Source organism: Nocardia sp. NPDC003269 (genome assembly GCF_042888005.1).
Classification (GTDB): Bacteria; Actinomycetota; Actinomycetes; order Mycobacteriales; family Mycobacteriaceae; genus Nocardia.
The window spans coordinates 1,259,941-1,281,060 of the sequence record NZ_JBIAPA010000003.1 but is presented as its reverse complement, the minus strand read 5'-3'; the positions used below and the strand labels follow the sequence as shown (position 1 = coordinate 1,281,060).

Below are 21,120 nucleotides of genomic sequence, written 5' to 3'. Positions count from 1 at the left end.
GGTAGCAGGAGTGGCGTGAGTTCCCGCCGATCACCAGTACCTTTGCGAAGGTACAAAGGTGTAGGTACGCTTCCGTAGTCGTGGTCCGGAGGGGTCGCGACTGTCGTGTAGGGAAGGACAACGATGACCACCGACACTCCGCCGACCCGATTCGCCGATGTCGAATGGGGCAGGCTCGCCTACTCCGAGCACGGGACCGGCGACGATGTCGTCGTCCTGCTGCACCAGTTCCTGGTCGACAAGCGGGCGCAATGGCCTGTCGCGGAGTACCTTGCCGCACAGGGCTATCGGGTGATCTGCGTCGATCTGCCCGGCCACGGCGAATCCGACCAGCCCCGCAGCATCGCCGCGTACGGGCTGGGGGTGTCGGCCGACGCGGTGCTGCAGTTGCTCGACGCGCTGGGGCTGGACCGGGTCTTCCTCGGGGGCGCCTCGTTCGGCTCCCAGCACGCACTGCGGATCGCGCTCCGCGCGCCGGAACGGCTGGTCGGGCTCTGGCTGGAGATGCCGTTCGCCGACCGCGGCATCCGAAACGTGTGCTACTGGGGCGGGCCCGCGCTGATCGGCTACAGCTTCTCGGTGCCGCTGCTGCGGGTGCTCGCGCCGATGATCCGGCGGCGCGGCGCCAGATCCGGTGGGCTCGGCATCCCGCTGAGCCTGCTGGCCCGCGACCCGGTCGCGACCCGGCACCTCATGATCGGCACCCTCAGTCACGGCATCCGGCCCTGGGTCGCCGACTGGCGGCAGGTGCGCACCCGCACGCTGGTGATGGGCCATCCCTACGATCCGGTCCACGTTCGCGCCGACGCGCTCACCTTGAGCAGGGAGCTGCCGGATGCCGAATACCTGCACGCGCCTTCCATTGTCGCGCTGCGCCGCAGGCCCGAACGGTTGATGCCGGAGGTCACGCGCTTCATCAGCCGGTGCTACGCCGACCGCCGCGACGCGGTGATCCCCGCCTGACATGCCGACTCAGCGAAGCGAGTTCGCCGTGGTGATCATCGGCTGCGGTCCGGTCGGCAAGGTGCTCGCGCTCCAGCTCGCCGAGGCCGGTCTCCGGATCGCCGTGGTGGACAAGAGAACCGATGCCTATCCGCTGCCCCGCGCGGTCACCCACGACGCCGAGATCGCGCGCATCCTGCAATCGATCTCCCTGCCGCCGGACACCATCGCCGATGTCACCGAGCCCTACGACGGGATCTACCGCTGGGAGAACGCCGAGCGGGAGGTCCTGCTCGAGGTCGACTGGTCGGGCGTCGGCGAATCCGGTTGGCACAATACGTATTTCTTCCATCAACCCGCACTCGAGGAACGGCTCGAGCGGCGCCTGCGCGCGCTGCCGAACGTCGCGGTGCTTCGCGGCTGGGCCTATGCCGGACACACCGAGGAAGCCGACGGGGTATCGGTGCGGTTGTGTCACGACGCGGACGGCGCCGATCTGGAACTCGGCGCGCAATTCCTGGTCGGTGCCGACGGGGCGGGAAGTGCTGTCCGGGCTGCCATGGGGGTGGAATGGCAGGACAACAAGTACTTCTCGGACTGGCTGGTCGTCGACGTGCTGCCGGGTCCGGACGCGGTGCCGATGGTGGAGGCCCGCCAGCGGTGTGATCCCGAGCGGCCGCACACCATGGTCCCCGGCGGGCCCGGCCGCCGTCGCTGGGAGTTCATGCGGCTGCCCCGGGAGCGGGTCGCCGATATCGATCGCGCCGACTTCGCCTGGCGGCTGCTGTCGGAATACGGTGTCAACCAGCAGAATTCGGTGCTCGAGCGGCATACGACCTACCGCTTCCAGGCGGGCTGGGCCTCGACCTGGCGACAGGGCCGGGTGTTCCTCGCCGGCGACGCCGCCCACCTCATGCCACCGTTCGCCGGACAGGGGATGTGTACCGGCCTGCGCGACGCCATGAACCTGGGCTGGAAGCTGCGCGCGGTACTGTCCGGCGCCGCGACCGAAGCACTGCTCGACTCCTATGCGGCCGAACGGATTCCGCACACCGCCGAGACCGTGGACTTCTCGGTGCGGCTGGGCAAACTCATCTGCGTCACCGACCGGGCGAGCGCCGGTGACCGGGACGGCCGGATGCTGCGGGCGCGGGCCCGGTGCGCGACCGCCGAACGGCCACCGCGCCCGCGGCTCGGGTCCGGGCTCCATCACGGAGCCCACGGCGGCACCCTGTCCATTCAGGCCATGGTCGGAGACGGGCGTCGGGGACCGGCGATGCTCGACGACGTCCTCGGTGGTGCGGGCGGACTCCTGGTGCGCGACGGCCGTTTGCTCGGTGGGCTCGGCCGGTCCGAGCTCTGGGAGCTGGCGGCCATCGGCATCCGGCCGTGCATCCTGGACAGCACCGGCCAGACTCCCGCGGCCCAGGGCGCGCTCCGGCTGGTCGACGTCGACCAGCGCTATCGGCGGTGGTTCGAGGAGCTGGCGGCGGACGCGGTCCTGGTCCGGCCGGACTTCTACCTCTACGACACCGCCAGGACCGACGCGGGCGTCCGGCTGATGGTGCGCCGGTTCTTGGCGGAGATGAAAGGAACGCCGGTGCCGCTGTGACCCCGGGGTCGTTATCCGACGGCCGACAGCGCGCGCAGGAAATCGGCCCGGCGCACCCGGAAGCGCGGGGCGCCCGCGACGATGGATATCGCGTGCACGGCGCCCCGCGGTCCCGCCACCGATTTCGCCGCCGCGCTGATTCCGAGATCGTGTTCCTCGTGGTCGAAAGCAATTCCGGTGATCCGGGCGGATCGAATTTCGCGGAGCAATTCTTCGATTTCGGTCACGGTGTTCGACGTGAATCGTTCCAGTGTCGTGGGAAGAAGTGCTCGAATTTCCACGTCGCTCATTTCGGCGAGCAGGATCTTGCCGATGCTGCTGGCGTGCGCCGCGAACGGGTGGCCGATACGGGTGACCGCGCGCAGCCGTCGCGGCGGCGCCACCTGATCGACGATCACCACCTCCCGGCCGGTGAAGACCGCCAGGTCGACGCACTCGTGCACGGCCTCCGACAGTGTCGTGACCAGGCCGTGCATCGGTGCGACGAGTTGCTGCTGGACGCCGAGGGCCATGGTCAGGACGCCCGGCCCGATGAGGTAGCCGTCGGGTGCGGAGGCGAGCACATAGTGGCGCGCGACCAAGCTGCGAACAATGCGGTGGACGGAGGATCGCGGTATTCCGGTCGCCGCCGAGATCTCGCGAATAGTCATCCGCCGACGGGTGCGGGTCAATACCTCCAGAACGGCCAACGACCGGTCGAGAGCTTCCATATCATCGAGCGTATCCAATTCTGACGGACAAGGATGGAAAAGGTGAAACTGATCGGATTCGAAAAGTCTCCGGGTGACCGCTGGGTGGCGAAAGTCGAGGGTGCGCTCGCGACTCCGCTGTGTCCGGTCGACGAATTCTGGACTGCCGCCCGGGCACACGTGGCGGCGGCGGCCGACCAGGTCGGCGAGCCGGTCGATGTCGGCAGCCTGCGGTGTGTGCCGATCGTTCCGGCGAGCGCGCGCGTCATCTGCGTCGGCTTGAACTATCGGGCCCACGCCGGCGAGGGCGGATTCGAGGTGCCGGAGTATCCGACGATCTTCGGTCGGTGGACGGCGTCGCTGAGCGTCGACACGGACCCGGTCGCGGTGCCCGCGGGCGAACTGGGCCTGGACTGGGAGGGGGAGGTGGCCGCCTATCTCGGGGACGAATTCGCCGGTGGCGGTGCGGATGCGGCGCGGGCGGCCGTCCTCGGCTATTCCACGTTCAACGATCTCACGGCTCGCCGCGCCCAGAAGCTCACCTCGCAGTGGACGCTGGGCAAGAACGTCGATCGCAGCGGCCCGCTCGGCCCGCTGATCACCGCCGACGAGGTCGGTGACCTTCGCGAGGGACTGCGGATCCGGACCCGCGTGAACGGCGCGGTCATGCAGGACGCGAGCACCGCCGACATGATCTTCGATGTCGGACAACTGGTGTCGTTCCTCGGTGGGGTGTTCACGCTGGCGCCGGGCGACGTGATCGCGACCGGCACGCCCGAGGGCGTCGGCTACACCCGCAAGCCGCCCCGGCTGCTCGGCGGCGGCGATGTCGTCGAGGTCGAGGTCGATCGCCTGGGTGTGCTGCGCACCCCCGTTGTCGCTGCGCGCGGCTGAGGCGGGAGACGGGACATGACCGACTGGGAGCTCTACCACGACGAACCGACGGCGACCCGGCTGTTGCTGACCGCGATGGGGTTGCTCGACACCCTCGATCCCGCGCAGCGCGCCGAGGCGGTGATCGCGGATTTCGACGACCCGCGCCGCCTGGACTGGGACATCATTCCCAAGCCCGATCGCACCGGAATTCCCCTGCACCGGCTCGATCGTCATCAGAAAGTGCTGCTGTGGGACTTGATCCGGCAGACGGTCCCGCTGTCGACCTTCACCAAGATCCTGGCCATCACCCAGCTCGAGCACGTGCTGCGTGACCACGAGCACGAGTTCCTCGGCCCCGCGCTCCAGGCCTGGCGATCCTCGGACTCCTATCACGTCACCTTCTTCGGCCGCCCCGGCTTCGAGGACACCTGGATGCTGCGGTTCCTCGGCCATCACGTGTGCGTGAACGTCACCGTCATCGACGAGTCCTGGGTGGTCGCGACGCCGATGGCGCTGGGCGCCCAGCCGACGATCGGCGCCGGCGTGCTCACCCCGCTGGCCGACGATGAGGGCCTCGGGTTCGCGGTGCTGGCGGGCCTGACCGAGGAACAGCGCGCGCGGGCGGTGATCCACCCGGTCGCCCCACCCGACTTCGTGACCAGGCAGGTGCCCGCGGTCGGGGCCTACGAGTTCCCCGACTACTACGACCTCGGCATGCCGGGCTACCGCATCACCGACGACGACCGCGTCGCGCTCGAATTCTGCCGCGCCGAACCCGCCGGCATCCGCGGCGACGAGCTGGACCCGCCGCACCAGGAGACACTGTGGCGGCTGATCGACTGCTACCTCGACCGACTGCCTCCTGCCATCGGCGCACGGCACCGGACCGCCCTGCGATCGGCCGGACCGGCGGATCTCCACTTCGCGTGGGCGGGGGCGACGAAGCCGGGCGCGCCGCACTACTTCCGAGTGCAGACCGGCCGATTCCTGATCGAGGCGGTGAACGCGGTCGGCGGCGGCAATCACCTGCACAGCGTCCTGCGCGACCTCGACAACGACTTCGGCGGCGTCCTGCTCACCGTCCCGGACCGCGCGCGGGACCGGGGCGGACGGCACCTGTTGTCCCGTCGCGTGTCCAGCGCGGCGACCTTCCCGAACCCGGACACTACGATGGAGCCCGATCACGAGAACCGGTGATCATCGCCGAACGAGATGTCAGTGGAGGGTAGGTGCCGGGACAAGCCACCAAGCGCGGCCGGAACGCACCGCGAATGGCGCCGGAGCAACGCCGGGAGCAGATCCTCGACTCGGCGCTGCGGCTGGTGCTGCGGGACGGCTACGGCGCGGCCACCATGCAGGCGATCGCGCGGGAGGCCGGGGTCACCCGGCCGGTGGTGTACGAGTTCTATCCGGATCGCGACGAACTGCTGCACGAGCTGATCGGGCGTGAAGCCGAGAAGGCGCTGTCGGTGGCCGTCGGGCTCATGCCCGCGGTCGTGGCGGGGCGCGATCTCGAGGCGTTGATCGGGCAGGCGCTGAGCAGCTTCCTCGGCGTGGTGGCCGAGTCGCCGGACACCTGGCGGCTGATCCTCATGCCACCGGCGGAGGCGCCGGAGGCATTGCGGGCGTTCCTGCACACGGGCAGGGTGGCGGTCCTCGAACAGATCCGCACCAACTTCTCGCTGCTGCCCCCGCCGCTGGGCGGCCGCGACGCCGATGCCGAGCTGCTGGCCGTCGTCGCCCTGGCGGGCAGCGAGGCCGCCGCGAGGGCGATGCTCGCCGATCCGGAACGTTTTCCCGCGCAACGGTTGTCGGCGGCGGTGACCTGGGTGATGGACCAGGTCGAGATCGAGTGGTCCGCATGAGCGCGGCACCCACCGAGAGCGGTGCGCCCCGGCTACGCTCGGCCGGGCGACGGGTGACGCCGGAACGGCTGGCCCGGATCGCCGATGTGGCGGTCGACATCGCCGTGGAATCGGGGCTCCCTGCGGTCACGATGCAGACCGTGGCCAAACGGGCCGACTACATCCGTCCGGTCGTCTACGACTGCTACGGCACGCCCGAGAACCTCCTCCTCACCGTCCTCGACCAGGAAAAGGCGCGCGTGCGAGCGCGACTCACCGAGGCGCGAGCCGACGCCGACGGCGACCCGACCCGGCGGCTGGTGGCCTACGCCGACGTCGTGGCCGCCGCGCCCCGCTCCTGGCAGCTGTTCGCCTTGCCCACCGAGGGCGTCGGCGACGCGGTCCGGCACAGCGTGGCGGAATTCCGTGAGGAACTGCGCCGGGACCTCGACGAGTGGCTGACCGACCTGACGGCGGGGCGGCCCGGAACCCCGGACACCGAGGCGCTGTCGGTGCTGGTGCTCGCCGCGATCGATGCGATCGGGGCCAAGATGGTCGCCGAGCCACAGGATTTCGCGGTCACCCGCATCGAGGCGTTCCTGAGTTCGTTGGCCCGCGCACTCGGCCCAGCCCGTCCCGGTACGCGCAAGCGCGACCCGCGCTGAGGGATCGCGGCCGGCGCATCACGCCGCGCCGGCCGCGAATCCCGGTCAGTGCAGCGGGTATTCGTAACGTCCGATCGGCGTCGTCTCGTAGGTGTAGTCGTCGAGATCGAACGTGCGGCTGGCCAGCCACAGCGCCGGACCCGACACCGGTCGCACGAACGGCGCGTCGCCACGATGATCGAAGTAGTAGCTGTTGGCGTTCACGCAGCTGGGCTGGGCGAACACCGTGTGGTGGACCTTCTTGTGCATGCTCGCCATGTAGCGGTCCATCGCCTGCTGCTTCACCACGACCCGCTGCGCGCTGCGCCTGCGTGCCTCGCCGAGGCAGCGCAGGATGTGGGCGCAGCCGGATTCGATGACGCTGAACCACGAGCTGCCCGCGACCGACCAGGCGCCGTTCATGAGCCAGAAGTTGGGCGCGAGCGGCGTCGAGATGCCCTCGTAGTTGCGGTAGCGGTTGTCGTACCAGTGCGCGCCGAGCTCGACCCCGCCGAGGCCGTGGACCGGGAAGGCCGGGATGCCACCGCGGTCGAGGGTCTTGAATCCGGTCGCCAGGATCAGGGTGTCGATCTCACGCAGCGTCTCGGTCCGCTGCCCGGTCACGGGATCGGTGGCGACGGTGACGATGCCCTCGGGCGTGATGTGATCGATCGGATCGGTGACCAGGTCCACGTTCGGCCGGTTGAAGGAGGGCAGATAGGTGCTGGAGAAGGACGGCCGCTTGCAGCCGAACGCGTAGCCGGGTGTCAGCTTCGCCCGGACCTCGGGATCATCGACCTGATTCTTCAAGTGCTGCAAGCACACTCGCTCCATGCGACGCACCAGGAACGGCAGCCGCGTGTGGTAGACCGCGCCCGCGGTCATGATCACCTCGGCGACACTCGTGGTGCTCGCGCGCAGCAGATTCTGGGTGGCGGGTACGCGCCGGAACATCGTCCGCGCCCACCGCGGAATCGTCGTGTTCGGCTTCGGGATGACCCAGATCGGCGTGCGCTGGTACACATCCAGATGCGTCGCGACCTGGGCGATCTCGGGGGTCACCTGCAGACTCGAGGCGCCGGTGCCGATGATGGCGACCCGCGCACCGTCGACAGCGACCGAGTCGTCCCAGCGCGCGGTGTGCATGATCTCGCCGGCGAACTCGTCGATGCCCTTGATGTCGGGATACTGCAGCGTGTCGAGCGGGCCGACCGCGCCGACGAGGAATCGGGTGCGGATCACGCCCTGATCGGTGCGCACCAGCCAGATGTCGGCGGACTCGTCGAACTCGGCCGACTCCACGCGCGTGCCGAACCGCAGATGGGGGCCGAGGCCGTACTTCTCGACACAGTGCTCGGCGTACCCGCGCAGCTCCGCGCCCGGCGCGAACAGCTGGGACCACTCCGGGTTCGGCTCGAACGAGTAGGAGTAGGTGGTGCTCGGAATGTCCACCGCGATACCGGGATACACATTGTGCCGCCAGACGCCACCCACGCCGTCGGAGGCCTCCAGGACGGTGAAGTCGTGGAATCCGCCGCGCTTGAGCGCGATACCGAGCCCGATCCCGGAGAATCCGGCGCCGACGACGACGATCTCGTGGTCGACCGGTGCGAGTCCGGTCGGGGAGCTCGGTGCCGGCGCGGGGTTCTTGCGCTTGCGGCGCGCGGGTGTTCTCGGTGGGTTGGTCAGCGTCATTGCTTTACATCCTCTGTCCTACGTCGGCCGGACGGCCCTGGCGACATTCAACTACATGTTAGTACCTACACACATGTACACGCCAGCGGGTTGCGCGATCTCCCAGGTGAAAGCCTGTCCCGTGGCCCGGGACGCAAACCTGGGTGATGCCGTCGCCCGGCCCTACCGTGGCACGCATGCCCGATGTAGCCCCGCCGTCCGACACCGCCCGATACCAGGCGATCGTCGACTCCTGTTTCGACCGCCTCACCACTGCGGCGAGCGAGCCGCCCGGCTCGCTCGCCGACGGCCCCGCCGTCGCGGGCCGCGAGACCGTGCACCGGCTCGGCCAGGTCTTCGCCACCCACTACCGGGTCGCCGCGGCGACCGCGAGCGCGGTGGAGGAGCTGAATCCCGATGACCGGCAACGATTCCGGGAAGCGCACTCCGCGCTGATCGTGGAGCAGCTCGGCTCGATCGACGCGGCGCAGGCCGGTCGCGCGGTCACCGATCTGTCGATCGGGACGAACGCCCTGCGCGATGCCGCCGCCGCCTTCCGGCGGGCATTCGACGAGCTGATCGCGGACTACCTCACGACCGGCCGCTACCACGAGAGCCACGAGGCGTTCGTGACCACCTCCATCCTGCTCGAGGAATGGCTGTACGCGATGGCGGACGCCACCACCGAGCAGCACGACGTGCTCGACGACGCGGTGTCCTCGAACACCCGCATCGTGGCCAATGTAGGCCGGGGGCTGGCCTACTACGGCGAACGCATTGCCCGCCTGCCGGAATCGAGCTACGACAACATCGCCCGCGTCCTGCACGAGCACGCGGAACCGCAGCAGTACGGCCGGATCGTCAACGCCCTGCTGGACATGCACAACCGGGTGGCGGCCGCTGATCCCACGGTGCTGCCCGAGGTCTACCGACGGTTCCTGTCGTCCCTCGATCCGGCGGTCGTGCATACCGCCGCCCGATCGACGGTCGCGGCCGTCGATGCCGGGCTGCGGGCCAATCCGGCGCTGCTCGGCGCGGTGCTGCGCGCCTGCGGGGCACTGTGCTGGACCGTGCTGGCCTCGATTCCGAAGCACCTGCTCCGGGGAAGGAAGTAGCCGACCATGGCGACACAGTCTCCGAGCACCGGGATGCGTGCCGCCGGGTTGTCCGGTCTGCTGACGGCGATGCTGCTGGCACCGGCCGTCGGATCGGCTCAGGCACAGGTCGATTCGTCGTTCGCCTTCGACGCACCCGCGGTATTCGCCGGCGGCACGCTTCCGTGGATGCTCGCGTCCGGGGATCTCGACGGCGACGGGCGATCCGACATCGTGGTCGCCAATGCCCTGGGCGCGGGCGGAACCGGCCTGTCCCTGTACCTCAATCGGTCCGCGCCCGGCGGCCGCGCGGAATTCGCGGGCCCGATCGGCATCGACGGTGGTCTTCTGCCCGAGGCGGTCGCGGTCGCGGACATGGACGCGGACGGCATCGACGACCTGGTGGTAGCGACGGTCGGCGCGAGCCCGCTGACCGGCCGGGTTCACGTGTTGCGGAACTCGGGCGGCGGGGAGCCGGTGTTCACCGATGCCGGTTCGTTCGCGACCGGGCCCGTTCCGCAGGCCGTGGTGGTCGCGGACATGAACACCGACGGGCGACCCGACATCGTCACCGGGAACGCGGCCACGCTCGGCGCGGCCTCGGTCACCATCGGACTCGCGACCGGCGAGCCGGGCGTCGTCGCGTTCGGCACCCCGATCGATCTCGCCGGGGGAGCGCTGACCGAAGGCCTCGCGGTCGGTGACCTGAACGCCGACGGCACACCGGATGTCGTCACGGCCGAGGTCGGGGGATTCGACCTGCGGGTGTGGATGAGCGCGGGCGCCGCCGCCGAGGTGGTCTTCCACGCGCCGGTCTCCTACTATCCCGGTCTGTCGCCGGGTGGGGTGACGATCGAGGACGTGACCGGCGACGAGGTACCCGACATCGTCTGCGGATGCGCGCTGGATCCACTGGGCATCAACGGCGTTCCGGTGATGGTGAACCACACCGCCGCCGGTGCCGCGGTGGGCGCGTTCGATGTCCGCCCGTTCGACGCGGGTGCGATGGGGACCCAGGGGGTGGTGGCGGTCGACCTCGACGGCGACGGTCGCAAGGATCTCGCGACGGCGAACTTCTTGTCGCTGCCGAATCAGGCGGTGTCGGTGCTCCGCAATGTCGGTGGTGTCGGACGCGATGTGGAATTCGCTGTCGCGCAGCGGCTCCCGGCGCCGGAGGTCGGCTTCGGCGGCCCCGCCGACCTGCCCGCAGGGCTGGGCACCCAGGCGGTGCTCGCCGACGACTTCAACGGCGACGGCATCGTCGATCTCGCCGCACCGAGTGCGCTCGGCGCCGCGCTGAGCGTGTACGTGAACCGGACTCCGCAGCGCCACTGAGCGGCGTGCGCTTCGGCCGCCGCGCATCGGGGCAACCGGTTCCCTCGATGCGCGGCGCCGCCCGGTTCAGGGTTTCGTGCCGGTGACCTCGCGGACGAAGCCGTCGATGGACTCCTCCATCTGGGTCAAGCCGGGCTCCTCCAGCGGATAGTGCCCGGCGTTCTCCAGCATCACCAGCCGCACCGGCACCTTGGTGATCGGGTCGAGGACCGGCTTGCTCAGCTCGAGCGGAGTCCAGTGGTCCTCGGCGGGCTGGGTGTGCAGGATCGGGCACACATCGAAGTCGGCGGGTTCGATATCGGGCGTGTAGGTGTGATAGTCGTCGAGGAATCTCATCGAGGCGACATTGCCCGCCGAAGTCTTGTCCGCCAGAAAGACTTTCATCGCGTCCGCGCTGTTGCACAGCGCGCTCATCCGGGAGGCCCACGCCATCGGATACTCGACACCGTGCAGCGGCGACCGGGCCAGCGCCTCGATCGCCTTCGTCGCGATCGTCGCCGCGAACTTGTCGTGGGCGGTCGCCATCCAGACCTCTTTGTGCCGCTGATCGAGGAAGGTCAGGCCGACGATCCCGGCGAGCGTGCCCCGGGGTGCGTGCGCCGCGACGTGGTAGGTCAGCATGCCGCCCGCCGACAGGCCGTAGAGCACGATCGGCCGGTCGTCCCGCGACTTCTCGTGGACCAGATAGTCGGTGGCCATCTGCACCCAGTCGGCGTAGCCGAAGGTCTCCTCCTGATTCACCCTGGTCATGCCGTAGCCGAGATTGTCGAGCGCGGTGACCTCCCAGCCGCGATCGGCGAGCGGTTTGCCGAGAATGAGATTCATCTGCCTGCCGTTGGTCCCGACGCCGTGGTGCAGGATCACTTTCGCCGGTGCGTCCGGATTCGGATAGCGGTCGAGGTGGATATCGTTGCCGTTCCACTCCCAGAATTCCTCGGTGGGCAGGTCGTATTCGCTCACGAGGCGTAATCGCTCGGGGAGGAATTGCTGTAGTTCCCGCCACGCCTGCTGATCGTGGTAGGTCGTCGCGGATTCGGTACTGCGTTTCATCGAAGCCTCCGGTGCTTCCAGCAGCTACGACGGCGGAATGTGCGCGCCGTGGTGAGTGTCCGGACAGATCAGCTCGACTGCCGTGCGGAGATATCGGTGAGCCTGGTCCGGATCCGTCAGGTCTGTTTCGAGACCGCGGGTGAGGGCGAGCAGGATCTGCGCTCGCTCCTGCGCTGCCTGTTCCGGCAGCACCTCGACCAGCGCCGCGACGACGAGTTCGGTCAGGGCTTGGAGATAGCTCTGAGCCACGTCGGCGACGAGACCCCGGTCCTCGGCCAGCAACGCGTCGGCATGATGCGGACTGTCACGATGCAACCGCACCGCCACGCCGAGCTTCACCGTGAGGATGCCGAGAACCCTCGCGGATGTGGTGCGGGTGCGGTCGGTGGCGGCCGCCCGGGCCTGCTCGAGTGCCCCGGCCAGCAGGCCACCGGCCACCTTGCGAAACGCGTCGTTCTTGTCGGTGACGAATCGGTACACGACGGGCCGGGTCCGGCCGAGTTCCGCGGCGATGTCGCCGATCGTCGTGCGCCGAACACCGTGCCGGGTGAAGCACACATAGGCCGCCGCGAGCACATCGTCCTCGTGGATCTGCGTTTGCCCGGCATTCGCCACGAATTACAGAATGGACAGAATATGTAAGTGTGTCAAGAACTGGGCAGGGGTCAGAACCAGTTCTCGTCGGTGTCTAGGGTGGTGCGGTCCAGTGCGGCCAGCAGGTCGAGCTGGGGTGCGGTCTTGGGCAGCTCGTAGCGGAAGTAGTAGCGGGCGGCCGCGCGCTTGCCGTCGTAGAAATCGCCGTCCTTGCCGACGGTCGCCAGTTCCTGTTCGAGCCAGATCCAGGCGAGGACGAGGTGCCCGAACGCCTCGAGGTAGACCGTGGCGTTGGCCATGGCCGCGGCCGGGTCGCCCGCGGCGAACATGGCGGCGGTGATGGTGAGCAGGCGTTGCCAGGCGGTGTCGAGGAGTTCGGCGTGGGCGGCGGGTTGTCCGCCTGCCGCGCGGGCGGCCGACACGGTGGCCGCGATGTGCTCGGTCAGCAGGAGCAGTGACGCGCCGTCGTGCTGGATCACCTTGCGGCCCAGCAGATCCAGGCCCTGGATGCCGTGCGTGCCCTCGTGGATGGGGTTGAGGCGGTTGTCGCGGTAGTGCTGCTCGACGTCGTATTCGCGGGTGTAGCCGTAGCCGCCGTGGACCTGGATGGCCAGGTTGTTGGCTTCCAGACACCACTGTGACGGCCAGCTCTTGGCCACGCCGGTGAGGATCTCCAGCAGCCGGGTGTGTGCGCGGGCGGTCTCGGGATCGGTGTCGGTGCGCTCGAGATCGATGAGCCGGTTGCAGTACAGCAGCAGTGCCAGCGCGCCCTCGCTGTAGGCCTTCTGCGCCAGCAGCATGCGCTTCACGTCGGGGTGTTCGATGATCGGGATCTGCGCGGTGGCCGGGTCCCTGGTGGTGAGGGCACGGCCCTGGTGGCGGGTGCGCGCGTACTCGACGGACTTGAGATAGCCGGTGTAGCCGAGCGCGGTCGCGCCCAGGCCGACGCCGAGGCGGGCCTCGTTCATCATCGTGAACATGTAGGACAGGCCGCGGTGCGGCTCGCCGACGAGATAGCCGATCGCGCCGGGCGCGCCGTCCGGCGTGTGGCGGCCCTCGCCGAAATTGAGGACGGTGTTGGTGGTGCCCCGATAGCCCATCTTGTGGTTGAGCCCGGCCAGGACGACGTCGTTGCGTTCGCCGCGCGACCCGTCCGCGGCCACCAGGAACTTCGGCACGATGAACAGCGAGATGCCCTTGGTGCCCGCCGGGCCGCCCGGGATCTTCGCCAGCACCAGGTGCACGATGTTCTCGGTCAGTTCGTGGTCACCGCCGGAGATCCACATCTTGGACCCGAACAGCCGGTAGGTGCCGTCGTCCTGCGGCTCGGCGCGGGTGACGATATCGGCCAGCGAGCTCCCGGCCTGGGGCTCGGACAGGCACATGGTGCCGGTGGCGGTGCCCTCGATCATCGGGCGGACGAACCGCGCGATCTGGTCGGCGCTGCCGTGGGCCGCGATCAGATTCGCGTTGCCGATGGTCAGGAACACGTAGGCGGTGGTGCCGACATTGGCGGCCTGGAACCAGCTCATGCCCGCGGCCTGCACGGTCGCGGGCAGTTGCAGCCCGCCGAGCTCCTCGTCCATGCTCGCGCCGACGAGGTTGGCCTTGGTAAACGCCTCGACCGCGGCGCCCACCTCGGGGATCATGGTGACCGTCGTGCCGTCGAAGGTGGGCTCGTTGCTGTCGTTGCGCTTGTTGTGCGGGGCGAAGTAGCGCGTCGCGATGTCCTCGCACAGCTCCAGGAAGCCGTCGAAGGTCTGCTTGGAGTGTTCGGCGAACCGTGGAGCCGTGGTCAACTCCTCCACGCGCAGCCACTCGTAGAGCAGGAAGTCCAGGTCCCGGCGGGAGATCAGGGTCGAGCGCACGGTCGTCCTCTCCGGGGCGGCCGTCCCGGACGGGAGCCCCTGTGCTGTCGGCACCAAGCTACCGACGATCGGTCAGTGGATCGGGGGAAACTCGCCGCGAGGAGCGGCGCCGCGGCGAGACCCGGTGTCTCGCCGCGGCGCCGGCTCGGATCAGAACGCGGCTTCGGGGATGGTCATGGCGTCGTCGGTCAGGCTCGCCACGATCGCCCGATCGGCGGTGAGCCGGGGCAGGACCTCGCGAGCGAAGAACGCGGCGACGGCCACCTTGCCCTCGTAGAAGTCCCGCTCGCCGGTCGCGCCGTCGAGAGCCGCGAGGGCGATCTCGGCGTTGACCAGCAGACGCCAGCCGATGAACAGGTCGCCGACCGCCATCAGGAAGCGGACCGAACCCAGGCCGACCTTGTACAGCTCGGTCGGCTGCTCCTGGGCGCCCAACAGGTGGCCGGTCAGGGTGGTGGCCATGGCTTGGACGTCCTCGAGCGCGGTGGCGAGCAGCTTGCGCTCACCCTTCAGGCGTTCGGTGGCGGAGTCGGCGTCGATGAACTTCTGGATCTGGCCTGCCACGTGGGCCAGGGCGACACCGCGGTCGCGGGCGATCTTGCGGAAGAAGAAGTCCTGCGCCTGGATGGCGGTGGTGCCCTCGTAGAGGGAGTCGATCTTCGCGTCGCGGATGTACTGCTCGATCGGGTAGTCCTGCAGGAAGCCGGAGCCGCCGAAGGTCTGCAGCGAGTCGGTCAGGTACTGGTAGGCGCGTTCGGAGCCGACCCCCTTGACGATCGGCAGCAGCAGGTCGTTCACCCGCGCGGCCAGTTCGCTGTCGGCACCCGAAACATGCTGTGCCACTGCGGGATCCTGGTGCGCGGCGGTGAACAGGTACACCGACCGCAGGCCCTCGGCGTAGGCCTTCTGCAGCAGCAGCGAGCGGCGCACGTCGGGGTGATGCAGGATCGTCACGCGCGGCGCGGTCTTGTCGGCCATCCGGGTCAGGTCGGCGCCCTGGACACGGGTCTTGGCGTACTCCAGCGCGTTCAGGTAACCGGTCGACAGGGTCGCGATGGCCTTGGTGCCGACCATCATGCGCGCGTTCTCGATGACCTCGAACATCTGCGCGATGCCGTTGTGCGCGTCGCCGACGAGCCAGCCCTTGGCCGGGACGCCGTGGCCGCCGAAGGTGAGCTCGCAGGTGGCCGACGCCTTCAGGCCCATCTTGTGCTCGACATTGGTGACGAACACACCGTTGCGATCACCGAGTTCGCCGGTGGCGGAATCGAAATGGAACTTCGGCACGAAGAACAGCGACAGGCCCTTGGTGCCGGGACCGGCGCCCTCCGGGCGGGCGAGGACCAGGTGCACGATATTGCCGAACAGGTCGTCGGAGTCGGCGGAGGTGATGAACCGCTTGACGCCCTCGATGTGCCAGGAGCCGTCCTCCTGCGCGATCGCCTTGGTGCGGCCCGCGCCCACGTCGGAGCCGGCGTCCGGCTCGGTCAGCACCATCGTCGCGCCCCACTCGCGCTCCACGATGATCTGGGCCCAGGCGCGCTGCTGGTCGTTGCCGACGCGGTCGAGGATGTCGGCCATCACCGGACCCATGCTGTACATGTGCGCGGCGGGCTGGGCGCCGAGCACGAACTCGGTGACCGCCCACTCCAGGATCGCGGGCGCCGGCACGCCGCCGATCGCCTCGGACTTGCCCAGGCGCCACCACTCCGCGTCGTACCAGGCGCGGACGGCGCGCTTGAACGAGTCCGGCAGCGACACCGTGTGCGTGGCCGGGTCGAACGTCGGGGGCGTGCGGTCGGCCTCGGCGTACGGTGCCGCGACCGGGCCCTCGGCGAGCCGGGCCGCCTCGCTGAGCACCGAGCGCGCGGTATCGGCGTCCATATCACCGAAAGTGCCTGCCGCGAGGACAGTTTCGAGTCCGTACACCTCGAACAGGTTGAACTCGAGGTCTCGCACGTTGCTCTTGTAATGACTCACGAACGCTGCCTTCTCGGTGGGCCGGGGACGCGACGCGTCCAGGGGGAATGGGGGAGCGGCGGTGCGGCTCCCGCGGCCACTGTGCGGCACCGCGGCGCGGCGGGCAACGCTAAGTGAACGGGGGCTAAAACGGGGTGCGCGGGGGCGGTGCGGTTCAGCGGCTGGTAACCGGCGGTCGGCGGCCACCGATGAACGCTCCGTGAGTGGCGTGAATCACTTTCCGGGTCGTGCGGGCTCGAGCGGGACGGCCTGAATCCGCTGGGCCACCGCGACCAGCGCCTCGACCAGATCCGGCCGACCGGCCAGTCGTGGGTTGCGGACCGCTTCGATGACCACGGTGGTGACCGCGCGGATGAGCATCCGCGCCACGGGCGGGGCCACCTCGGGACGGAGTGTCCGCAGCAGACGGGCCCAGCGCCCGATGCCGTCCTGGCGGACCTGCCGGTACCGGCGTTCGGCGGCCGACGGCAGATAGCGGGTCTGGCTGACCGTGATGGCGAGCAGATCCGGTTCGTCGACGCCGAAGCGGGCGAAGTTGCGGGTGAGGGTCCGGAGCGCCTCGCCGGGATCCCGGCCGTGCGCCAGCGCGTGGGACACCAGCAGGTGGACCCACTCGTCGTGCCTGCGCACGATCTCGTCGAGCAGTTGCGCCTTGCTGTCGAAGTAGTGGTAGACGGCCGGGCCGGTGATTCCGACAGCCGCGCCGATGTCGTCGATGCTCACCCCGGGGAAACCGTGGTCGGTGAACAGATGCGCGGCCGCGGCGAGAATGCGTTCGCGGCGCACCGTGCGGTCGAGCCCGGGGCGGTCGCTGGCCGCCCAGTGCGCGCGAACATGCGCGGCGCGAGCTTCGTCCGCTGGGAGATCGATCGCGAGGACCGCGCGCGCGGTCGCGACGAGCACCCGCGCCGCGACCGCCGGGGGCAGTTCGAGCCGGTGGTAGGCCGGGCTCGCCGCGACCGAGAAGGCCGCCCAGCTCAGCAGTTCCACATCGGCGGGCCGCAGCTCCGGTCGTTGCGTCCGCACGGTGCGGCGCAGGAACTCCGTCAGGCGGGCGGCGCGCAGGAGCACCGCGACCCGGTCGGTCGGATGCAGATGCCGGAATTCGAGCTGCCACAGCCGGGGCAGACCGCGGCGGTCCAGCGCCACCTGGACCAGCTCGACGACCACCGCGTCGTCATCGGGGGACCGTCGGTAGGCGGTCTCGAGTCGGGCCAGCGCGTCGTCCAATCCGGCGAGCAGGCACTGACCGAGGAGTTGCTGCTTGCTGTCGAAATGCCGGTAGAGGGCACCGGGGGAGATACCCACCTTGGCGGCGACCATCGCCATCGAGGTGTCGTGATATCCGTCGTGCGCGAAGGCGTCGAACGCGGCGTCGAGGATGATCGTGCGACGGTTGCGCGGTCGCGTGCGGCGGGTGGTCACCTCGGATCTCATCCCCCTCAGTGTGCCCGCACCCGGCTCAGACCACGACGAGACCGGTCTCGGCACAGCCCTCACGCAGTTCCTGCAGTCCGAAGGCGTCGACGGGTCCGACCACGCCCGCGGCGGACGAGGCGCCTTCGGCGAGGCGCGTCGCGGCCCAGGCGATGAGCTCGCCGGTGAGGTCGTAGATGCTCGGACCTTCGACGTGGACCTCGGTCGCTGGGCCCGCTGCCGACGACGCGACCGCGACGACATGCGTTCTGGTGCGGGCGCGTTCGGCGGCGTCGGGTCCACCGGCGGGGCCGATGACCGGTCGGGTGAGCGTGTCGATCAGGGCGCGTCCGCCGGGCACGCGCAGGGCGGCCGCGGTCGCCGCGGACAGCACCGTCGCCGGGCGGCTCAGCGCGGGGAACCAGCCGTTGTAGACGGTGACGTTCTCGAGCGACGGGAACGCCGCGGGCAGGTGGAGTACCTCGGTGCCCGAGACCAGGAAGGCGCGTTTGCGCTGCCCACGGACGGTGAAGGCCCGGGTGGACGAGGCACTGCGTTCCTCGACCAGTCGCGCGTCCCGCCAGCGGGCGGTCGGCAGCGACAGACCGTCGCGCATGGTGGTCCGGGTGCCCTGGCTCAGGCCCCGCCACAGCGGTCCGGTGGCGAAGTAGCCGATGTCGAGCGAACGCACCGGGCTCGGGTGGCCCGCGGCGGCGAGTGAGCCGGCGAGGATCCCGGGGACGTAGTCGTAGCCGAAGGCGGGGAGCATCACCGACCCGGTCCGCCGGGCCAGGTCGTCGAGGTCGCGGTGCAGGTCGCGCACGAAGCCGACCTCGCCGGTGGAGTCGATGTAGTGGGCCCCGGCCTCGGCGGCCGCACGGGCCACGGTGTGGCCGAACCGTTCGAACGGGCCGACCGTGGTGACGAGGACATCGCCCTGCCCGACCAGCGCGGCGACGCTCCCGGCATCGGTGACGTCGGCGACGGCGAGGTCGAGTCCGCCGGACCGCTCGGCCAGTCCGTGCAGCGCGGCACGGTCGCGGCCCGCGAGCACGGGTCGCACCCCGCGGCGCCGCAGTGCGCCGAGTACCAGGTCGCCGGTGTAGCCGGTGGCGCCGAGCAGGACGATGCGTCCGGTCATGGAATCGATTCTCCTTGGTCGAGGCGGGCGGTCGGCACCTGCCGCCGCAGGAAGTCGAGCTGATCGGTGACGACGCGTTCGAAGGCGTCACCGCGGTAGATGTCGAAGTGCCCGTCGGGATAGACGCGGGTCTCGCCGAACGGTGCGCGGGCGGCGTAACGCAGTGTCGGTCCGGCCGGGGCGACCGAGTCCGTCTCGCACACCGAGAACAGGACGGGGACCCGGATGTCGGCGGTGAGGCGTCCGGGCCGGTCGGTGAGGATGTCCAGCACGACCCGCGCGGCGACCTCGTTGCGGAAGTCCGCGCCGGGCGGAACGAGCGCCAGATAGCCGGATTCGGCGTCGGGGGCGGTCATCAACGCCGTGCCGCGGACGGGTCCGGCGGTGGCGATCATGTGGGGCGCGCGGCCGGCGCGGGTGCCGACGACATCGCGCAGCCAGGCGACGGTCGCCTTCACCGAACTGACCGGATGGACGGCCAGGGTGGAGGCCACGCCGTCGGTGAACGGGCACTGCGCGATCGCGGCCACCAGGCCCGCGGGACGCTGCGCGGCGGTGTAGATGACATGACCCCCGCCGAAGGACGTGCCCCACGCCACGACGCGGTCGCCGTCCACCTGGGGGAGCTGCCGCGCGAACGTGAGGGCGGCGGCCCAATCGGCCCGCTGTTCGGTGGTCGAGAGCAGGTGCCGTGGTGTGCCCTCGCTGTCACCGAAGTAGCGGTAATCGAACACCAGGCACGCGTAGCCCGCGGCCGTGAACCGTTCGGCGTAGGCGGCCAGGCCCATGGCCCGGATCGCGCCGAGGCCGTGCGCCATCACGATCACCGGCGGGCGTTCGCCCTCGGGCAGGTACAGCGTCGCGGCGCAGTGCTCGCCGCCGACGGACGGGAAGCGCAGCTGTTCGATGCTCATCGCGCCGCCACCTCGAGCTCGCGCTCGCGGCGTGCGGGCACGGACGCGGTCGGGTAGTCGGCGCCCGACAATCCGGCGGGGCGAGTGGCTCCGCGCTGCCGCTCCAGGCGCAGATCGCGCATGTAGTCGTCGAAGTCGACCTGGATGGTGTGCCGCCTCGACGCCACGTAGCGACGCTCCAGCCCCCGCCGATGCGCGGTGATCTCGCGGTCCATCGCCCGGCGGTCGGGCAGGTGGTAGACACCGTGCAGGTGGTCGGCCACCAGGTGCGCCTGGCGTTCGGCGATCGGCATGATCGCACCCAGCGGCTGCACCAGGCCGATGAAGTACAGGCCGGGGACGTCCGGATGGAAGAGCCTGCGGTACAGGCCGATTCGGTTGTCGCCGGAGGGATCGAGGAATCCGGCGTCGAAGAACGGGAAGCTGATCTTGTAGCCGGTGCAGAACACCACCAGGTCCGCGGCGACGCGGCGGCCGTCGGCGAAGACGACCTCGTCGCCGTCGAACCGGTCGATGGTGGGCACCGGGGTGATCGCGCCGTGCGCGAGCCGGTCCAGGATGCGGCTGGACATGGTGGGATGCGCCTGGGCGAACTTGTGGTCCGGCTCCGGCAGGCCGTAGCGGGACATCGGGCCGGTCGCCGCAGCCATCAGCCGCCGGGCCAGCGGCCAGCGCAGGAAGGAGGGGATCCACTCGGCCCCGCCGATCCGGTCGTAGGGGCGACCCCACACGTACTTCGGGATGACGTGGACGCCGCTGCGGGCCGAAAGATAGGTCTGCGCGGCGTGATACGAGGCGTCGACGGCGATGTCCATCGCCGAATTGCCCATGCCGAGCACGACGACGCGCTTGCCGGTCAGCTGGGCTTCGTCGGTATAGGCGTGGGAGTGCATGATCTCCCCGCGGAATTCGCTCGCGCCGGGGAACATCGGCTCGGGCAGGCGTGGATCCCAGTGGTGGCCGTTGGCGACGAGAACCGCGTCGTAGCAGACGGTCTCGCCGGTGGACAGGGTCACGTCGAAGGTGCCGTCGTTGCGCGGGGCGACATGGGTGACGCCGGTGCGGAACCGGATGCGGTCGCCGAACCGGAAGTGCGTGACGTAGTCGGCGAAGTACTGCGCGATCTGATCGTGGCGCGCGAAGTCGGGCAGGTGCGCGGGCATGGGGAAGTCGCTGAATTCCATCCGCTGCCGCGAGGTGTTGATGTGCAGCGACTTGTACGCGGCCGAGACCCCGTTGCTGTTGCCCCACACCCAGTTGCCGCCGACCCGGTCGGACAGCTCGTAACAATCCACGTCCAGGCCGCGTTCGGCCAGCACCTTCACCGCGGCGATGCCGGCCGAGCCCGCGCCGATCACGCACACTCGGGCGCCCTTGGAGGGGTCGAACATGATGCACACTCCTTTGTGACCAGTGGTCATATGACCATTGGTCACTGTACGATCGA

General features: G+C 69.7%; 18 protein-coding genes. 8 read left to right on the top strand and 10 right to left on the bottom strand.

Features of this window, described 5'->3' with window-relative positions:
• The first annotated feature begins 123 nt into the window (after positions 1-123).
• Both ACFYWJ_RS25895 and ACFYWJ_RS25890 read left to right on the top strand, forming a co-directional pair.
• Positions 124-963 (top strand): alpha/beta fold hydrolase, encoded by an 840-nt coding sequence (locus tag ACFYWJ_RS25895; RefSeq protein ID WP_355279319.1) that lies wholly within the window; start codon positions 124-126, stop codon positions 961-963.
• Position 964: 1 nt separating this feature from the next.
• Complete coding sequence (locus tag ACFYWJ_RS25890; RefSeq protein WP_355279317.1) at positions 965-2,554, top strand: bifunctional 3-(3-hydroxy-phenyl)propionate/3-hydroxycinnamic acid hydroxylase; 1,590 nt, start codon at positions 965-967, stop codon at positions 2,552-2,554.
• A gap of 11 nt (positions 2,555-2,565) precedes the next feature.
• Here ACFYWJ_RS25890 and ACFYWJ_RS25885 read toward each other — a convergent pair whose 3' ends face one another.
• The gene (locus ACFYWJ_RS25885; RefSeq protein ID WP_355279314.1) at positions 2,566-3,540 is read right to left on the bottom strand and encodes an IclR family transcriptional regulator; all 975 of its coding nucleotides are present in this window, start codon (positions 3,538-3,540) and stop codon (positions 2,566-2,568) included.
• A gap of 21 nt (positions 3,541-3,561) precedes the next feature.
• Between ACFYWJ_RS25885 and ACFYWJ_RS25880 the strand changes: the two genes are divergently transcribed.
• Genes ACFYWJ_RS25880 through ACFYWJ_RS25865 form a run of 4 tightly spaced genes read left to right on the top strand, consistent with a single transcriptional unit; the run spans position 3,562 to position 6,628 of the window.
• Positions 3,562-4,137: a fumarylacetoacetate hydrolase family protein gene (locus tag ACFYWJ_RS25880; protein ID WP_355279312.1), complete on the top strand. Its 576-nt coding sequence runs from the start codon at positions 3,562-3,564 to the stop codon at positions 4,135-4,137.
• 15 nt (positions 4,138-4,152) lie between these two features.
• Complete coding sequence (locus ACFYWJ_RS25875) at positions 4,153-5,316, top strand: DUF3500 domain-containing protein (RefSeq protein WP_355279309.1); 1,164 nt, start codon at positions 4,153-4,155, stop codon at positions 5,314-5,316.
• Between the two features lie 32 nt (positions 5,317-5,348).
• Entirely contained in the window at positions 5,349-5,984 is a 636-nt protein-coding gene (locus tag ACFYWJ_RS25870) for a helix-turn-helix domain-containing protein (RefSeq protein WP_355279306.1), read from the top strand.
• The gene (locus ACFYWJ_RS25865; protein ID WP_355279303.1) at positions 5,981-6,628 is read left to right on the top strand and encodes a hypothetical protein; all 648 of its coding nucleotides are present in this window, start codon (positions 5,981-5,983) and stop codon (positions 6,626-6,628) included. The genes ACFYWJ_RS25870 and ACFYWJ_RS25865 overlap by 4 nt, the downstream gene beginning before the upstream one ends.
• 45 nt (positions 6,629-6,673) lie before the next feature.
• On the opposite strand, the gene ACFYWJ_RS25860 is transcribed toward ACFYWJ_RS25865, so the two are convergent.
• A complete protein-coding gene (locus tag ACFYWJ_RS25860) occupies positions 6,674-8,302 on the bottom strand; it encodes an NAD(P)/FAD-dependent oxidoreductase (protein WP_355279300.1) in 1,629 nt (542 codons plus the stop codon).
• Positions 8,303-8,478: 176 nt separating this feature from the next.
• Here ACFYWJ_RS25860 and ACFYWJ_RS25855 point away from each other — a divergent pair, with 176 nt between their 5' ends.
• Positions 8,479-9,396 carry a hypothetical protein gene (locus ACFYWJ_RS25855; RefSeq protein ID WP_355279298.1) on the top strand — a complete coding sequence of 306 codons (918 nt, stop codon included), beginning with the start codon at positions 8,479-8,481 and terminating at the stop codon, positions 9,394-9,396.
• A gap of 6 nt (positions 9,397-9,402) precedes the next feature.
• Entirely contained in the window at positions 9,403-10,710 is a 1,308-nt protein-coding gene (locus ACFYWJ_RS25850) for a VCBS repeat-containing protein (protein ID WP_355279296.1), read from the top strand.
• A gap of 66 nt (positions 10,711-10,776) precedes the next feature.
• Here ACFYWJ_RS25850 and ACFYWJ_RS25845 read toward each other — a convergent pair whose 3' ends face one another.
• The 8 genes from ACFYWJ_RS25845 to ACFYWJ_RS25810 form a co-directional block, all read right to left on the bottom strand.
• Entirely contained in the window at positions 10,777-11,760 is a 984-nt protein-coding gene (locus ACFYWJ_RS25845; protein ID WP_355279295.1) for an alpha/beta hydrolase, read from the bottom strand.
• Positions 11,761-11,784: 24 nt separating this feature from the next.
• The gene (locus ACFYWJ_RS25840; RefSeq protein WP_355279292.1) at positions 11,785-12,375 is read right to left on the bottom strand and encodes a TetR/AcrR family transcriptional regulator; all 591 of its coding nucleotides are present in this window, start codon (positions 12,373-12,375) and stop codon (positions 11,785-11,787) included.
• A 50-nt stretch (positions 12,376-12,425) separates the two neighbouring features.
• The gene (locus ACFYWJ_RS25835) at positions 12,426-14,222 is read right to left on the bottom strand and encodes an acyl-CoA dehydrogenase (protein WP_355279290.1); all 1,797 of its coding nucleotides are present in this window, start codon (positions 14,220-14,222) and stop codon (positions 12,426-12,428) included.
• A gap of 150 nt (positions 14,223-14,372) precedes the next feature.
• Positions 14,373-16,202, bottom strand: coding sequence for an acyl-CoA dehydrogenase (locus ACFYWJ_RS25830; protein ID WP_355284881.1), 1,830 nt, complete (start codon positions 16,200-16,202; stop codon positions 14,373-14,375).
• A gap of 213 nt (positions 16,203-16,415) precedes the next feature.
• Positions 16,416-17,639 (bottom strand): helix-turn-helix domain-containing protein, encoded by a 1,224-nt coding sequence (locus ACFYWJ_RS25825; RefSeq protein ID WP_355284883.1) that lies wholly within the window; start codon positions 17,637-17,639, stop codon positions 16,416-16,418.
• 25 nt (positions 17,640-17,664) lie between these two features.
• Entirely contained in the window at positions 17,665-18,759 is a 1,095-nt protein-coding gene (locus ACFYWJ_RS25820; RefSeq protein WP_355284886.1) for a saccharopine dehydrogenase NADP-binding domain-containing protein, read from the bottom strand.
• Positions 18,756-19,673: an alpha/beta fold hydrolase gene (locus ACFYWJ_RS25815; protein WP_355284889.1), complete on the bottom strand. Its 918-nt coding sequence runs from the start codon at positions 19,671-19,673 to the stop codon at positions 18,756-18,758. The genes ACFYWJ_RS25820 and ACFYWJ_RS25815 overlap by 4 nt, the downstream gene beginning before the upstream one ends.
• Positions 19,670-21,064, bottom strand: coding sequence for an FAD-dependent oxidoreductase (locus ACFYWJ_RS25810; RefSeq protein WP_355284892.1), 1,395 nt, complete (start codon positions 21,062-21,064; stop codon positions 19,670-19,672). The genes ACFYWJ_RS25815 and ACFYWJ_RS25810 overlap by 4 nt, the downstream gene beginning before the upstream one ends.
• Between the last annotated feature and the right edge of the window lie 56 nt (positions 21,065-21,120).

What these genes read in the sequence shown, in the direction of transcription:
- ACFYWJ_RS25895 (WP_355279319.1), top strand. Translation starts at nt 124, where the DNA reads ATGACCACCGACACTCCGCCGACCCGATTCGCCGATGTCGAATGGGGC.
- ACFYWJ_RS25860 (WP_355279300.1), bottom strand. Translation starts at nt 8,302, where the DNA reads ATGACGCTGACCAACCCACCGAGAACACCCGCGCGCCGCAAGCGCAAG.
- ACFYWJ_RS25820 (WP_355284886.1), bottom strand. Translation starts at nt 18,759, where the DNA reads ATGACCGGACGCATCGTCCTGCTCGGCGCCACCGGCTACACCGGCGAC.
- ACFYWJ_RS25850 (WP_355279296.1), top strand. Translation starts at nt 9,403, where the DNA reads ATGGCGACACAGTCTCCGAGCACCGGGATGCGTGCCGCCGGGTTGTCC.
- ACFYWJ_RS25825 (WP_355284883.1), bottom strand. Translation starts at nt 17,639, where the DNA reads ATGAGATCCGAGGTGACCACCCGCCGCACGCGACCGCGCAACCGTCGC.
- ACFYWJ_RS25810 (WP_355284892.1), bottom strand. Translation starts at nt 21,064, where the DNA reads ATGTTCGACCCCTCCAAGGGCGCCCGAGTGTGCGTGATCGGCGCGGGC.
- ACFYWJ_RS25845 (WP_355279295.1), bottom strand. Translation starts at nt 11,760, where the DNA reads ATGAAACGCAGTACCGAATCCGCGACGACCTACCACGATCAGCAGGCG.
- ACFYWJ_RS25815 (WP_355284889.1), bottom strand. Translation starts at nt 19,673, where the DNA reads ATGAGCATCGAACAGCTGCGCTTCCCGTCCGTCGGCGGCGAGCACTGC.
- ACFYWJ_RS25875 (WP_355279309.1), top strand. Translation starts at nt 4,153, where the DNA reads ATGACCGACTGGGAGCTCTACCACGACGAACCGACGGCGACCCGGCTG.
- ACFYWJ_RS25855 (WP_355279298.1), top strand. Translation starts at nt 8,479, where the DNA reads ATGCCCGATGTAGCCCCGCCGTCCGACACCGCCCGATACCAGGCGATC.
- ACFYWJ_RS25865 (WP_355279303.1), top strand. Translation starts at nt 5,981, where the DNA reads ATGAGCGCGGCACCCACCGAGAGCGGTGCGCCCCGGCTACGCTCGGCC.
- ACFYWJ_RS25890 (WP_355279317.1), top strand. Translation starts at nt 965, where the DNA reads ATGCCGACTCAGCGAAGCGAGTTCGCCGTGGTGATCATCGGCTGCGGT.